The sequence below is a fragment of the Moritella marina ATCC 15381 genome, assembly GCF_008931805.1.
Classification (GTDB): Bacteria; Pseudomonadota; Gammaproteobacteria; order Enterobacterales; family Moritellaceae; genus Moritella; species Moritella marina.
On sequence record NZ_CP044399.1, the window covers coordinates 627,623 to 641,803 of the forward strand.

Consider the following 14,181-nt stretch of genomic DNA (forward strand, 5'->3'; position numbering starts at 1 on the left):
CTTAATTACGCAACTTTAATAACAAGTTTGCCGAAGTTTTCACCTTGCAGCATGCCTGTGAATGCTGCAGGTGCATTTTCTAAACCATCAATCATATGTTCGCGGTACTTGATTTTACCTGCTTGTAGCCAGTCCATCATATCCACGAAAAATTCGTTATAACGCGGTGCATAATCATCAAAAATGATAAAACCTTGCATCTTAATACGCTTCACCAATAACGTGCCCATTAGCAGTGATAAACGGTCAGGGCCAGATGGTAGTTCAGTTGCGTTATATTGCGATACTAAACCGCAGACAGGCACGCGCGCGCCGGTATTTAGCAGTGGCAGCACACTATCAAATACTTTACCGCCGACGTTTTCAAAATACACATCAATGCCCTTCGGACAGGCTGCTTTTAGCTGGGCATCAAAATCGTCAGCTTTGTGGTCAATACATTTATCAAAGCCTAATACATCTACTGCATATTGGCATTTTTCAGCACCGCCAGCGACACCGACGACGTAACAACCTTTTATTTTACCTATCTGACCAACGGTAGCGCCAACAGGCCCTGTTGCAGCGGCAACAACCAGTGTATCACCAGATTTAGGTTGACCAATGTCGAGCAGTCCCATGTACGCAGTAAAACCAGGCATACCTAAAATGCCAAGAGCGTAAGAAGGGTTAGTTGGTTCTGCGCCTAGTTTAATTAGGCCCTCACCATCTGAAATACCGTAATCCTGCCAACCTGTGTAAGCCAGTACCCATTCGCCAGCTTGGTAATCAGGGTGTAAAGAGGTAACCACTTGGCATACAGTTGCGCCAACCATGGTGTCATTGATCGCAACGGGTTCAGCATAAGAAGCACCATCATTCATGCGCCCACGCATATAAGGGTCTAGTGATAAGTAACTGGTGCGTAATAATAGTTCACCGCTTGCAGGCGTTGGAATGGCTGTTTCTTCAAGGCTGAAGTTTGCTGATATAGGGGCGCCAACGGGACGTGAAGCAAGCGAAATACGGCGATTAACTGAATTTGATTGAGACATATAGAGCCTTTATATTGGGAAGTTTAATCATTATTTTTACAAGATAATAACCTCACTATATGCCATAGTAGACCGGTCGTCTACTTATTGTTTTGTAGTTTTATCCTAACTTTAAAGGTAAACAGTCTAGATTTAATTGTAGTTCGACCTTTTTTTTACACAAATAGCGCTATGTTATTGCGCCAGTAGTTTACTTCCTCATCATTATATTGTGGTTTATTATTGTTATTAGTAATATAAAAAACAGTATTTATAACCTTTGGGTATTAATAAGCAGTATGTTATTTAATTGTCGTTACATTATGCGCCTTGCGTGTATTTTCAGTTTATCTGCCAATTTGGTTTACGCGGAAAATCCAACCAATGTTGCTGATTCGCTTCAATCGCTACCGCAAGCCATTGAAACCCCAGCGTTACCGGTTAATCAATGGGGTGTTGCTATAGGCCTGCGTCGCGCTGACATTCCTTTTGCTGTGTCTGAAGTGAGTGAAGATACTGCTGTGTATGACATTCTGCCCTTGATCCGCTTTCAGAATGATTATGGTTTTATTCATGGTTTAGAAGGTGGTGTGCATTTATGGAAAAACGCAGATCATCAGGTTAATCTGTACAGTCGATTTCGCTTTGATGACATTCCGAAAGAATATCAAAATGCAGTAAAAGGCCAGTCTTTTGATTTTGGTTTCCAATACCGTTATTTCGATGGCCCGTGGGAAACGGATATTGCAGTATTATCTGATAATTATAAGCGTTTTTATGGTTATACGAGAACCCAGTATAGTTGGCAATATGATAGCTGGTCATTGTTTCCTTTTGCTGAATTAAAGTGGAAGAGCGCTGATTTTAACGATTATTATTATGGCTTTGATTTAGAGCAAGCGGGTGCTGGTGTGTCTGTTAGTGGTGGTGTGCGAGCTGCTTACCATGTGGCCAGTAATTTTCATTTAATTGGACAGTTTGGCGTGACACGTCTAGAAGATGATGTGTATGAGTTAGAGACAGTCGCAAAGCATTACCAGCTAGAATCTTTCTTGGGTATTGCTTTTTATCCTGATCCTGACAAGCCGTTTGTTCGTTCGCCTACAAAGCAAAAAAATGATGAGTATTTACGTTTCGCGCATGGCTGGGCAACCCCATCTAATATTGGTGAGATCTTAAAATTTCAAACTGAGCGCGATACTGAAAATAACCAAATGAATTCATTCTTTTATGGTGTGCAGGTTGCAGATAGCTTATTAACTATGCCTATTGATATTTACTTCACTCCAGGATTGGTTTGGCATCATAGCTCCGATGTTCAAAATGATATTGCTGAAGCGGTCTTGGCGATTAAAGCATTTTACACTTTCGAACTTGGCCCGCGTTGGCGTCTAGGTATTGCTGAAGGTTTATCTTATGTTTCTGATATTACTTATATTGAAGGTTTTGAACTAACGGGTGAAGACAGTAAACGTGGTTATGAAAATGCGTCGAAATTACTTAACTATATTGATTTTTCTGTGGATGTGAATGTTGGAGACATTTTTGGAAGTAAAGCATTAGCACAAACTTGGTTTGGTTATAGTATCCATCATCGTTCTGGTATTTTTGAAACGAGTTCGGTGTTTGGTCGTATTAAAGGCGGCAGTAATTATCAAACAGCTTATGTACAGTGGCATTTTTAATTTAACTTAATAAACTGGCGCACTTGCTTATCATCGCTAGATAGCTATTTTACTCAACTGCACCGTTATCTTACATAATCATTTAGTTTATTAACTCTGCTCACTTGCTGATTTATTGTGTTTGTGTGCAGCGGCTAAATTACCAACGGTATTTTTTTCTTCATTACTGTGGGCTTCGGTTGACCAAGCATCATTTAGGTTGTCGTAATACGTTAACGCATCCAAGCCCAGTAGTTTTTTCAATATTCTGCGTTCTGTTAAACTGCGGTTAACAAATTCCGGTTCTTGTTCGTTTATTCGTTTAGCCTCTTCGTGTAAAACGGCTTCATCATGACGGCGAAATACTTGTCCTGCACGGTGAGCCTGATTAGCACGCATTCCGAGAGCTTTTAATGCTTCAACACCCAAGCTGATGCCTGAATCAAGCGATTCCCGAAATACATGATCCGCCCCCAAGCGAATTAACTGCTGGGCATGGTTACGATCGGTGGCACGCACTAATACGTTTAAGTGTGGGAAATGCTTTTTAACTTGAATCAAAATACGCTTAGTGCGGCTAGCACTTTCAACGGCAATAATAAATAGTTTGGCATTATCAGCCCCGGCAGCGTGTAATAAATTAAGCTGCTCGGCATCACCATAAAATACCTTGTATTTGAACTGTTGTAATAGCTCAATTTGACCGACATCGTTTTCGAGTATGGTGGTATTAATATGATAACCATGCAAGAGGCGGCCAACAACTTGTCCAAAACCACCAAAACCAGCAATAATGACAGAACTGTCGGTATCATCGGGGATCTGATGCTCAGGAGTGGCTTTTTTGGACTTTTTATTGCCATTGGGCTGTTTGCGTTTAAATGACGGCGCTATTATTTTATCGTTAATGATTAATAGTAGCGGGGTAAATACCATAGATAAAGTCACCACGAGCACTAATAAGCTGGCGATCTCGTTATCCAGTACTTGGCGTTGTAGGGCAAATGAAGTCAGTACAAAGGCAAACTCACCACCTTGTGCCAGTGCGCATGAGAATAACCAATTTTGGCTGCGCTGTATTTTGAAGACAATACCGGTGATAAACAACACGATGAATTTAACAGCGATAAGGCCAGTTACGAGCATGGCTACTAATATTGGCTGATCAAGTAACAAAGTAAAATCAATACTGGCCCCGACCGAGATAAAGAAAATGCCGAGTAATAAGCTCTTAAAGGGTTCAATATCACTTTCCAGTTCGTGACGGTATTCACTGTCAGCTAAAACCACGCCTGCTAAGAAGGTGCCGAGTGCTGCTGACAAACCAACTGCTTCCATCGCGAGGGCAATACCAACAACGAGGGCAAGGGCGGTAGCAATAAAGATTTCTCGTGAACGTGAACTGGCGATAATACGTAATAGCGGCACGACTAAAAAGTGTCCACCGATGATGATGCCAGCAATGACACCGGCAATCATTAATGCACTGAGCCAGCCTGATGTTGTCGACTCTACAATCGCAGTATCCTGTATCACCAGTAGTGGTAATAAAGACAAAATTGGGATCACGGCGATATCTTGAAATAGTAATACGGCAAAGGCATTTTTACCGGCTTCGGTTTTCATTAACTCCCGCTCTTGCAAGTTTTGTAACACGATGGCGGTGGAGGAGAGTGCCACTATCAAACCGATGGCGAGTGCGGTTTGCCATGCAAGACCACAAGCAAGCAGTATTAAGAAGATACATAACGTCGTAGCACAAAGCTGTAAGCCACCTGTACCGAGAATAGGCATTTTAAGTTGCCATAATAACGCCGGTCTTAGTTCCAAACCGACCAAGAATAACATCATCACGACACCGAACTCAGCCACGTGCATCACGTCTTCTTGATTCGATATCAAGCTTAGCGCATAAGGGCCGACTATGACGCCTGCAATTAAATAACCCAGTACAGAACCCAGTCCCAAACGTTTGGCGATCGGCACTGCGACTACACCCGCAGCAAGGTAGATGAAGATATTAAATAATACGCCGTGTTCCATTATTGGTTACTCTCCATGTCGGTGGTGGTCGTATCACCACTTTGCTGTTGTAAACCTAATAACAATTGGCGATATTGGGCCGTTTTATCTGCTATTCGCTCCGCATCGTGGCGCTTATGAATATCATGCACGACAAATGGCGGTAGGTATTCCAGATTACATAACTTACTCATTTGGCTAAAAGGCAATAAAAACTGGCTAATATCGTGTTCGTTGTAACCTGTCGTCGAATATGAATTTGCACTACCACCGGTTGAAATCGCGAGTATTATTTTTTTACCCACCAATTTATCGCCGTTTTCACCATAAGCAAAACCATGCTCTAGCACGAGATCTTGCCACTCTTTTAAAATTGCAGGGCAGGAATACCAGTAAAGTGGAAATTGTAAGACGATGATGTCGTGATTGAGCAATAATACTTGTTCGTGTTTAATGTCGATAAATGAATCGGGATAGGTATCGTAAAGATCGTGACAAGTAATGCCGTCAATATTTTGAATTTCATTGAATAATGATTTATGTGCAATTGATTTTTGTAATGCAGGATGGGCAAATATAACGAGAATTTTGTGCATATGATTTTCAATCATCCTTTATTGAAATAGATCTTTATACTGGTATTCAACAGCTTAGTGTCTAAAGTGTGTGTTTTATTAATTTTCTGGTCTAAGCTTATAATATAAAACAAATTATTTCAGTGTTTATTTAGTTATTCTGGTTTTTCTCACTGAGATATATGTTATTTCCCAATTATTGTCCGATAACAGGCCGGAATGTGATTAAGCATATTATATTAGAATCTTTATGTTATTATTTCGTGACTAATTTGATATTGATCAAAAATGATCGACGTTTTTGTTTATGGATTAACTATTGGAGTTATTTTTACATGATATCTAGAAAGCACAGTTTACTTGCACTGCCGCTATTACTAACCAGCAGTGTACTTGGCTTTAGTAGTGTGGCAATAGCGAAACCCTTAGCAAAAAGCCCCGGTTTTTCGGGAACGATTGGTATTAATGCTGGTTTTAGTGATTCACAAGATCAATTTAATACCGATGATGATAATGCCAAAATTGATGGTCTAGATAACGCTGGTAAGGACGTTTCGACTGGGTTGTTATTTCCCTTTTTTCGTTTGGCCTATACAAGCGCAGATTTACAGACTCAATATTTTTTAGGTCAGAGCCCGCAAAATATTTTAGATAGCGCCATACAATACGAACTGGGTGTCACGCATAATTTTGATAAACGTCAGAGTATGACATTTGCTTATATCCCACATGTTCCATTCTTAAAAGAAACCTGGTCAGATCCTTTCTTAGTTGGTGCTGAAAGAGAAAAAACAGACATAGATTCAACCGCAGTGCGTGTGGCTTATAAATTTATGCCGGTGCAAATTGAATACGCTTATGCATCGTATGATATTGAAGATGATCAAAGTGGTGCGAACAATGGCTGTGGTGGCAGTGCTTGTACTGCAGGAGAGCAAGAACAACTTAAACGAGACAGTGATTACCAAAGATTGAGTTTAGAGAGTTCACTGCGATTGTGGCAAGGCATGTTTGCTAAAGCAAATGTATATTATGCCAATCAAGATGCTAAAGGTGAGAGTCAAAGTTATGATGAATTACATTATAGCTTGAGCATAATGACCAAATATGAGCGTCACTTCTTGTCTGTACAAGCCGCATTTAGTGATCGTGAATATAGCGCAGAAAATCCAATTTTTGCACAAACGCAAGAACAAGATGCGACGCGTTATTCATTAATCTATTCATATGACAAACCGTTTAATATTGAAGACAGTAATTTAAACGTGATCTATCAAAATAAAGATATTGATGCCAATATAGATTTTTATGATAGTACGAGTAACTTCGTGTCTGTTGGTATGAGTTACAATTTTTAACGAGATCGAGTATTAAAAATAGAAAGAAGGGACGTCATACGATAAGTATCACGTCCCTTTTTATTTATAAATCGTATTTATTATTAAGTGTTTTAATAACCGAGGCTAAGTGCGCTTGGGCGGCGAGGATCTGACGCGCCATAAACCCCTTCGTCTGTGAGCATGATGGTTTGAGTGCTACCCATCGCTGCTTTGACTTCAACTTTGTGTCCTTTACTCTCTAATAAATTAACAGTATCTATATTTAAGCCCTTTTCGATACGGATCATGTCGGGTAACCATTGATGATGGAAACGCGGTGCTGCGCTTGCTTCGGCTATATTCATATCATGGTCAATAACGTTCATGATCACTTGCAGTGTCGTGGTTATAATACGTGAACCACCTGGACTGCCAGTCACAAGATAAGGTTTATTATCTTTCAACACGATAGTCGGGGTCATTGAGCTTAATGGGCGTTTTTTCGCAGCGACGGCATTGGCTTTACCACCGATAAGCCCGTAAGCATTCGGGACACCTGGTTTGGCAGAAAAATCATCCATTTCATTATTCAGCAATACGCCTGTGCCATTGGCGACAAGCCCTGAACCATAACTGAAGTTGAGGGTGTAAGTATTACTGACTGCATTACCCCATTTATCAACCACACTGTAATGGGTGGTTTGATTGCTTTCGTATGGTAATAATGTACCAGGTGAGACTTCACTACTTGGCGTTGCTTTAGCTGGATTTATTTGACTGGCTAACTGTTCTGCATATTGTTTGTTAGTCAGGGCTTCAACTGGCACGTTTACAAAGTCAGGATCACCTAAATACAAACTGCGGTCAGCATAGGCACGACGCATTGATTCTGCCATGACATGAATTGTCGCTGCGCTATTATGGCCCATTTTGTCGATAGGGTATTGCGAGAGCATATTCAGCATTTGTATTATATGCACCCCGCCAGAAGAAGGGGGCGGCATCGAGACCACTTGATAACCACGATAGTAACCAGTAACTGGTTGTCGCTCTATGGCTTTATAACTGGCGAGATCTTCCATGGTCATAATGCCGCCCGCATCACGTACCGAATCACTAATTTGTTGAGCGATTGGACCTTGGTAGAATGCTGAACTGCCTTTTTTAGCGATAGCTGTTAAGGTTTTGGCGAGATCGCTTTGCTTTAATCGTTCTCCTGGTTGATAGCTACTTCCATCGGCTTTGTAGAAGATTGCTTGGGTGCTTGGCCATTGGCTTAAACGTTTTTGCGTTGCACTAAGGGAATTGGCTAAGTCTGGGGTAACGATAATGCCATCACTGGCTAATTTTATTGCTGGGGCTATCACCTGGGCTAATGACATACTGCCATATTTTTCTAACGCTAGCTCAAAACCAAGCACAGTTCCTGGTACACCAACAGCAAGGCCGTGAAAGCGCGATAAGGTATTATCTGGATCACCATTTTCATCTAAAAACATGTCTGCAGAGGCGGTCTGTGGCGCGACTTCACGATAATCAATGGCAATAGAACGTTGTTCATCGGCTAAATAAACCAGCATGAAACCACCGCCACCAAGATTACCGGCGCGGGGGAGGGTGACAGCTAATGCGTAACCAACGGCAACTGCAGCATCAATGGCATTACCGCCTTGTTGCATGATATCGACACCAATTTTAGTCGCCAGTGCTTCTTGGCTCGCCACCATACCATTAGCAGCCCAAACGGGGTGATGAATCGCCATTTGACTATAAATGGCGCTGGTTGACGGTTTTATTTTTGCAAGACTCTGGCTTACCATAATCTCATTTTCAACAGTCTCGCTGCTGGTGGTTTTAGCAATCGCCGTTGGTAACGTTAAGCTGATGCAGCTAATAAGGCCAAAGCTAAGTCCTTTCATAAGGTGTGTCGTTAACATGAATATTCCCTATTTCATTATTTGAAATGCCAATACAACCGTGCGTGATGTTAATACAGGTGTCCTAGATGTTAATGCAGCATAGCAAAGACGTGTTATTACTTGTTTTTAGGTAGATGAAACTGCTAGTTCATTCACAGAAATAGCATCGTTATGTATCAAATCGTAACCCTGTGAGTTGTTAAAGAGTATTGATATTAAAAATAATTTATTTTAAAGCTATTTAAACTAACTCTTAAATCTACCTTTAACTTATCTTTCTATTAAGCTTATTTGTTAAATAAGGACAATTATGACTGGTGTATCTCGCGTTAAAATGGCTCTTGAAGGCCCTGAACTTTCATCGTTAGTACAAGGCTATTGGCGGATGGGCGAGTGGGGGATGGATCCACAAGCGCGTTTGACTTTTTTAAAGCAGCATGTCGAACTGGGTATTACAACGGTGGATCACGCCCATGTTTATGGCTCTGCACAAGCGCCGTGTGAAACTTTATTTGGCGAAGCGCTTAAACTTGATCCGCAGATGAGAGATAGCATCGAAATTATTTCTAAATGTGGCATTGAGGTTATGCACTGTGATGCACCGAGTCACCATGTTAACCATTACAACAGTTCACAAAGCAGCATTATTCATTCGGTAGATACCTCGTTGCAGCGCCTTTGTGTCGAACAATTAGATGTGTTATTAATTCATCGTCCAGATCTGTTAATGGACGCTGATGACGTTGCTCAAGCTGCTGAACTGTTAAAGCATCAAGGTAAGATTAAACACTTAGGTGTATCTAACTTTACCCCGTCGCAGTTTGCGCTGTTACAATCACGTTGGGATAGCCCATTAGTCACCAATCAAGTGGAAATAAACCCGGTTAACCTCGGTGTGACTGAAGATGGTACCTTAGACCAACTGCAACAATTAGCTATCCGACCTATGGCATGGTCATGTTTGGCTGGTGGTAGTTTGTTTAATACTGATTCAGAGAGTATGCAGCGTTTGCTAAATACGTTGGAAGCGATTAAACAGGAAATTGGTGCCCAGTCGATTGATCAAGTTGTCTTTGCGTGGATATTAAAACTCCCCTCTAAACCACTACCTATTATCGGCAGTGGCCACATAGAGCGCGTACGTAGTGCTGTTGCTGCGACAGAACTGGTAATGAACAACCAGCAATGGTATCGCATCTGGGTTGCATCAAAAGGTCACGGTGTGGCTTAATGTAACGCGGCTTTAATCCCTTTCGGTTTGCTAAGCGGCTTTATCTAGCTGCTCACAGGTGGTGAAGTTTCGCTTAGCTATACCAAGGTCTTTCCATATTTGCATATGCTCTGGTAATTGCTGTGGGCGTTGCTCCATTGGTAATATCTCCATCACCTTATTTGGAGAGACTACCTTACCTTTTTGGACAAAAACGGCTTTGACTAAGCTGTAGTTACATAGCTTGCCATTGACGATGCATTTTTGCTCTAGATAAAAGTACTTATCATCCCAACCTAAGTAAGTCGTTTCTACATCGAATTTTTTAAATAAACCTATCTCGCGAATATAGCCCACTTCAACACCTGCAACGATGAAGTTTAACTTATGCTTCAATAGTGGGTTGAATGTGTTGGTTTGAATCGCATGATCCCAACGTGCTTTTTCAAGAAACATCAGATATTTGGCATTGTTTATATGCAGGTTAAAATCGATATGGCGCAAGCCAACTCGAAAAGAGCGGGTAATTGTGTCGAAAAATCCTTTTGTATTAGTCTGCTTATTACGTAGATAAAAGCAACGGATCAATTCACTGATCATAACGCCTCAATAATTATTTTTATGATAAATAGAACAAAGAGTCTACTCAATTCTGCTGACTTGTCACCACAAATGTAACTAAAATGTTAATTGTACAATGCTTTACATTAAATAAATGAGATCAAGCAATCTAGAAGATACCAAGGTGAAAATAAGCATTAATCACCTGGAATAGGCTTGTTTTAATGATATTTTACATTGTAAATTAAGTTAAAGGGACTTGATAAGTGCAATGTTCTAACCTTGATGTTGTATGGCTTTTTAATTTGGTATTATATGCTGTTTGTATCAATCTGGTTTATCCTAGTAAATGTTAACCTACTCACAATTATGCTGCGGTTTACAAGCGAAGTGATATTTAGTTCATTTTTATTTATTTTATCTTAGTTTGTTAATGAATTTGGTGATATTCGTTATTTTATTTTATAAGCCATATTAAGCAATTGATTTAAAGATGAAATGAAAATCTCGTTTACCGCGCATTATATGTATTTTGTTTGTTAAATGTTAATATCCGATCAGGCCTTAATTATCGGTGTGAATTAAGTTGTGATCCAAGTCGATGAAACTAGTCAATAGCATTATTCACTGCCCATTAAGTGATATATTTGTTTCATCTTCTGGTGACAAACCAGGCAGTGAAATGGTTCACTTAAATTCGCAATTTAACAAGATTAAAATTGTACTTATATAATCGAGGCTATCATGAAAAAACTTGCATTAACTCTTCTTTGCGCAACTATCGCAGCACCAGCACTTGCTGGTGGTTCATCTTATGTAACAGGTAATGTACAACTACATGACCGTAACGATTTCAACGGTTCTGATAAGACATCAACAATTGAAGCTGGCCATACATTTGAAACAGGTACTACAGTTTTAGTTGAAATTGATGGCATTCAAGTTGGTGAAACGTCTGATGCAACAAAAGGTCAATTTGCTAACTCAGCCTACACAACACTCGGTGTTGAACAATCATATAGCGTTAATGATAAACTATGGGTAGCTGCGGGTTATCACCACTTATTACACGACGGTGAAGTTGTTCAATACCGTCCATTAGTAAAAATTGGTTATAACTTCGATAATGGTCTTTCTATCTCTAACCGTACTCGTATGCAAATCCAAGCAAATGATGCAATCGATGCTGGCGTAGATGTTACAAACGATCAAGTGCGTTTAGATAACAACATTGCTTACCAATTCAAAGATATGCCAGTAAATGTTAAATACAACAATGTTTATTACGTAAATGATGGTGTTAACAATGACAACTCTATGGAGCATGAATTACGTGCAACTTGGACACGTGCTGGTGTTCAACCATACGTAGAATATCGCAACCAAGAGTCTTCAGCGAAATCTAACCCTGGTCACAACAATAACGTACTTGTTGTTGGTGCATCATACGGCTTCTAAGTCGTAACGAATAAAAGTAGTAAATCCTTTATGTAAAATCCCGCTTATTTGCAGTAAGCGGGATTTTTTCGATCTGTTTTTAAAGTATTAAGGAATAACACCAATCAGAATTAATACAGATCAGGATACAAGTTCGATATTCTTATGCTTATACATTGCAAGATCTGCTTTACGTAGCAGTTCATCAACATTGGTATCATCTTGTGGATACATGCTTACGCCCATACTGGCTGATACATCCAGTATCATGTCGTTGACTACATAAGGGCGCGATAATTCACTGACCAAGCGCTCGAAAGGTACTTTAATACACTCTGGGGTATCGAGGTGATTAAAGATGATTGCAAATTCATCACCACCTAAGCGTGCAACGGTATCGGTTTGACGGCTTGCATCAACCATACGCGCGGCAACATCTTTGAGTAATTGATCACCGACATGATGACCATAAGTATCATTCACTGGCTTAAATTTGTTTAAATCTAATAGTAGTAGACCAACCGATTTGTTATTTTGTTCTGCGACTTGAATGGCTTCCTCAATACGTAATTCGAATTGATTACGGTTAGCAACACCGGTTAACGGGTCTGTCATTGCGAGTTTTCTAATTTCTGCTTCTGCAGCCTTACGTGCGGTAATATCATGTATCACTGTGGTGTACATGAGTTTATTGCCAACTGTCATTTCGTTAACAGATAATTCAATTGGGAAGTGAACGCCGTTAGCGCGTAATGCGTCTTCTTCGTATACTTTACCCTGCACGCTGTCGGTAAACGCTTTACTGGCTTGCGGCATGAGCAGCTTTATATTACGACCAATAATATCATCTAACTCATAATCAAAAATAGCTAATGCCGCCGGGTTAAAGGCAAGAATAACACCGCGCTCATTGGTGGTGACAATCGCATGGACGGCAGTGTTGATCACCGCCTGCACTTGCGCCTCTGAATCTCGGTGTTTTAAGGCATTAGCAGTGAATATTTCTAATGCGCGCGCCATTTCACCGATTTCGTTGTCTCGGTCGGTGGCAAATATCTTGATATTAAAGTTCCCTTCGGCCAAGGTCTTCATAGCATGAATAAGTTCTTTAATTGGATTCATTAAACGATTACGCATTAATAAAATAGCAGCAATGATGAATGCGGTGGTAAAGATAATGGTAAACCAAGATAACCAGCTGATCAGTTTGGTGACAAAGTCTAACGTCGCGCTAACATTGTCGGCACTTTGCTCTATTTGAATCACGATTTCACGATCCAGTACCGCGAGGCCACGTAATGCGGAGGTATCGTTAATTTTTACTTGTTGATCGATATATTGTGGACTGGCATTTTGACTGACCAATTGGCGAATAGTGCCGATTGCTTGCTTATAGCTAGCTAATGTTCTGCTTATATCTTCAAGCGAAATGTGTTCTGCGCTCGTCAAGCCTTTACTGCGATATAGGTTGATCAAGCTTTCTGCTTTAATCAAACATGAATCTGCTTCGGCGATGTACTTTTCATCACCACGTAGTACCGCATTTTTAAAATTATGAATAAAACCGCCATAACCCAGTGCGGAACGTAATTTAACGGCGATATCGGCTTTGGTGATATCAGGATTACCATTACTGGTGTTATCGATATTTGTGTTGTTGATGTGTAATTCACGTTGTAGCTCTTGATTTAAGATCTGTAATCCACGCATTGCGAGCGAGTCATCAATGATTACTTGTTTATCGACGGCAAGAGGTTGTAAGCCTTGGTTAAACAGTCGTTCAGCTTGTACTAGTGCTGTGCTATAGGCATCAACCATATTTTTTATATCGGTCAAAGCAATCGTTTGTGCGTTAGTTGGTCCGAGCGTATTAAATTGCGTTATGGCAGCATTCACCGCACCTAACTTTGCTTGTACGCGTTCAATGCGCCACGGTTCTGGGCGTAACAAATAATTTTTGAACTCATGGATGGCGCCACCATAACCAAGTGATGAACGCAGTGCGCTATCGATTCTTATTTTTTCAGATTTATTCGTTTTGTACTCAGTCCATACCGAGGATGCGAGTGTGACATTGCTATTGATTATCATGCTTGAAGCAATAAATATGAGCGCGGAGAGGGCAAAACCACAGGTGAAAAATAAACCCAAGGTACTGAGTTTGATATGTTTGAAGAGAGAAATATTGTGGCTACTCATGTTTTCTTATTGCCTTGTAACGCTAAATTTGAATTGATGGAATAACATAGGGTTAAGTTATTATTAGCTGGTACAGTGCTCTAAATTAATTGTTAATTCAATACTATCATTTATATACATACTCAAAAAGTGGGGTAATTTGATATTTAATAAAATACTTAGTGTTTCTATGCTTATGATTATAACTTGTTCTAAAGGTAACCACTTCGAGTCAGTGGTGGTTACCTTTAGATTTGGAGGAGTTTGCGATTGCTAGGCTAAT

At 40.3% G+C, this 14,181-nt stretch carries 10 protein-coding genes; 4 read left to right on the plus strand and 6 right to left on the minus strand.

All coding sequences use genetic code 11. The features are described 5' to 3' along the window. Positions 1-5 precede the first annotated feature (5 nt). Positions 6-1,034: an NADP-dependent oxidoreductase gene (locus FR932_RS02805; RefSeq protein ID WP_019443032.1), complete on the minus strand. Its 1,029-nt coding sequence runs from the start codon at positions 1,032-1,034 to the stop codon at positions 6-8. 278 nt (positions 1,035-1,312) lie between these two features. On the opposite strand from FR932_RS02805, the gene FR932_RS02810 reads away from it, so the two are divergent. Next, positions 1,313-2,698 carry a MipA/OmpV family protein gene (locus tag FR932_RS02810; protein WP_019443033.1) on the plus strand — a complete coding sequence of 462 codons (1,386 nt, stop codon included), beginning with the start codon at positions 1,313-1,315 and terminating at the stop codon, positions 2,696-2,698. Between the two features lie 90 nt (positions 2,699-2,788). On the opposite strand, the gene FR932_RS02815 is transcribed toward FR932_RS02810, so the two are convergent. Both FR932_RS02815 and FR932_RS02820 read right to left on the minus strand, forming a co-directional pair. Further along, complete coding sequence (locus FR932_RS02815; protein ID WP_019443034.1) at positions 2,789-4,720, minus strand: monovalent cation:proton antiporter-2 (CPA2) family protein; 1,932 nt, start codon at positions 4,718-4,720, stop codon at positions 2,789-2,791. After that, a complete protein-coding gene (locus FR932_RS02820; RefSeq protein ID WP_019443035.1) occupies positions 4,720-5,295 on the minus strand; it encodes an NAD(P)H-dependent oxidoreductase in 576 nt (191 codons plus the stop codon). The genes FR932_RS02815 and FR932_RS02820 overlap by 1 nt, the downstream gene beginning before the upstream one ends. 314 nt (positions 5,296-5,609) lie before the next feature. On the opposite strand from FR932_RS02820, the gene FR932_RS02825 reads away from it, so the two are divergent. Next, the gene (locus FR932_RS02825; protein WP_019443036.1) at positions 5,610-6,632 is read left to right on the plus strand and encodes a DUF2860 family protein; all 1,023 of its coding nucleotides are present in this window, start codon (positions 5,610-5,612) and stop codon (positions 6,630-6,632) included. A 92-nt stretch (positions 6,633-6,724) separates the two neighbouring features. Here the strand turns inward: FR932_RS02825 and ggt are convergent, their stop codons facing one another. Next, entirely contained in the window at positions 6,725-8,530 is a 1,806-nt protein-coding gene (ggt, locus tag FR932_RS02830; protein ID WP_019443037.1) for a gamma-glutamyltransferase, read from the minus strand. Positions 8,531-8,822: 292 nt separating this feature from the next. On the opposite strand from ggt, the gene FR932_RS02835 reads away from it, so the two are divergent. Then, positions 8,823-9,743: an aldo/keto reductase gene (locus FR932_RS02835; RefSeq protein WP_019443038.1), complete on the plus strand. Its 921-nt coding sequence runs from the start codon at positions 8,823-8,825 to the stop codon at positions 9,741-9,743. Between the two features lie 30 nt (positions 9,744-9,773). Here FR932_RS02835 and FR932_RS02840 read toward each other — a convergent pair whose 3' ends face one another. After that, the gene (locus FR932_RS02840; RefSeq protein WP_019443039.1) at positions 9,774-10,322 is read right to left on the minus strand and encodes an acyl-CoA thioesterase; all 549 of its coding nucleotides are present in this window, start codon (positions 10,320-10,322) and stop codon (positions 9,774-9,776) included. Between the two features lie 705 nt (positions 10,323-11,027). Between FR932_RS02840 and FR932_RS02845 the strand changes: the two genes are divergently transcribed. Continuing rightward, a complete protein-coding gene (locus tag FR932_RS02845) occupies positions 11,028-11,741 on the plus strand; it encodes an oligogalacturonate-specific porin KdgM family protein (protein ID WP_019443040.1) in 714 nt (237 codons plus the stop codon). Positions 11,742-11,861: 120 nt separating this feature from the next. On the opposite strand, the gene FR932_RS02850 is transcribed toward FR932_RS02845, so the two are convergent. Next, positions 11,862-13,919: a diguanylate cyclase domain-containing protein gene (locus FR932_RS02850; protein ID WP_019443041.1), complete on the minus strand. Its 2,058-nt coding sequence runs from the start codon at positions 13,917-13,919 to the stop codon at positions 11,862-11,864. Positions 13,920-14,181 lie beyond the last annotated feature (262 nt).

Excerpts from the sequence above, each read along its gene's own strand:
- FR932_RS02815 (WP_019443034.1), bottom strand. The coding sequence starts at position 4,720 with ATGGAACACGGCGTATTATTTAATATCTTCATCTACCTTGCTGCGGGT.
- FR932_RS02810 (WP_019443033.1), top strand. The coding sequence starts at position 1,313 with ATGTTATTTAATTGTCGTTACATTATGCGCCTTGCGTGTATTTTCAGT.
- FR932_RS02820 (WP_019443035.1), bottom strand. The coding sequence starts at position 5,295 with ATGCACAAAATTCTCGTTATATTTGCCCATCCTGCATTACAAAAATCA.
- FR932_RS02845 (WP_019443040.1), top strand. The coding sequence starts at position 11,028 with ATGAAAAAACTTGCATTAACTCTTCTTTGCGCAACTATCGCAGCACCA.
- FR932_RS02805 (WP_019443032.1), bottom strand. The coding sequence starts at position 1,034 with ATGTCTCAATCAAATTCAGTTAATCGCCGTATTTCGCTTGCTTCACGT.
- FR932_RS02835 (WP_019443038.1), top strand. The coding sequence starts at position 8,823 with ATGACTGGTGTATCTCGCGTTAAAATGGCTCTTGAAGGCCCTGAACTT.
- ggt (WP_019443037.1), bottom strand. The coding sequence starts at position 8,530 with ATGTTAACGACACACCTTATGAAAGGACTTAGCTTTGGCCTTATTAGC.
- FR932_RS02850 (WP_019443041.1), bottom strand. The coding sequence starts at position 13,919 with ATGAGTAGCCACAATATTTCTCTCTTCAAACATATCAAACTCAGTACC.
- FR932_RS02825 (WP_019443036.1), top strand. The coding sequence starts at position 5,610 with ATGATATCTAGAAAGCACAGTTTACTTGCACTGCCGCTATTACTAACC.
- FR932_RS02840 (WP_019443039.1), bottom strand. The coding sequence starts at position 10,322 with ATGATCAGTGAATTGATCCGTTGCTTTTATCTACGTAATAAGCAGACT.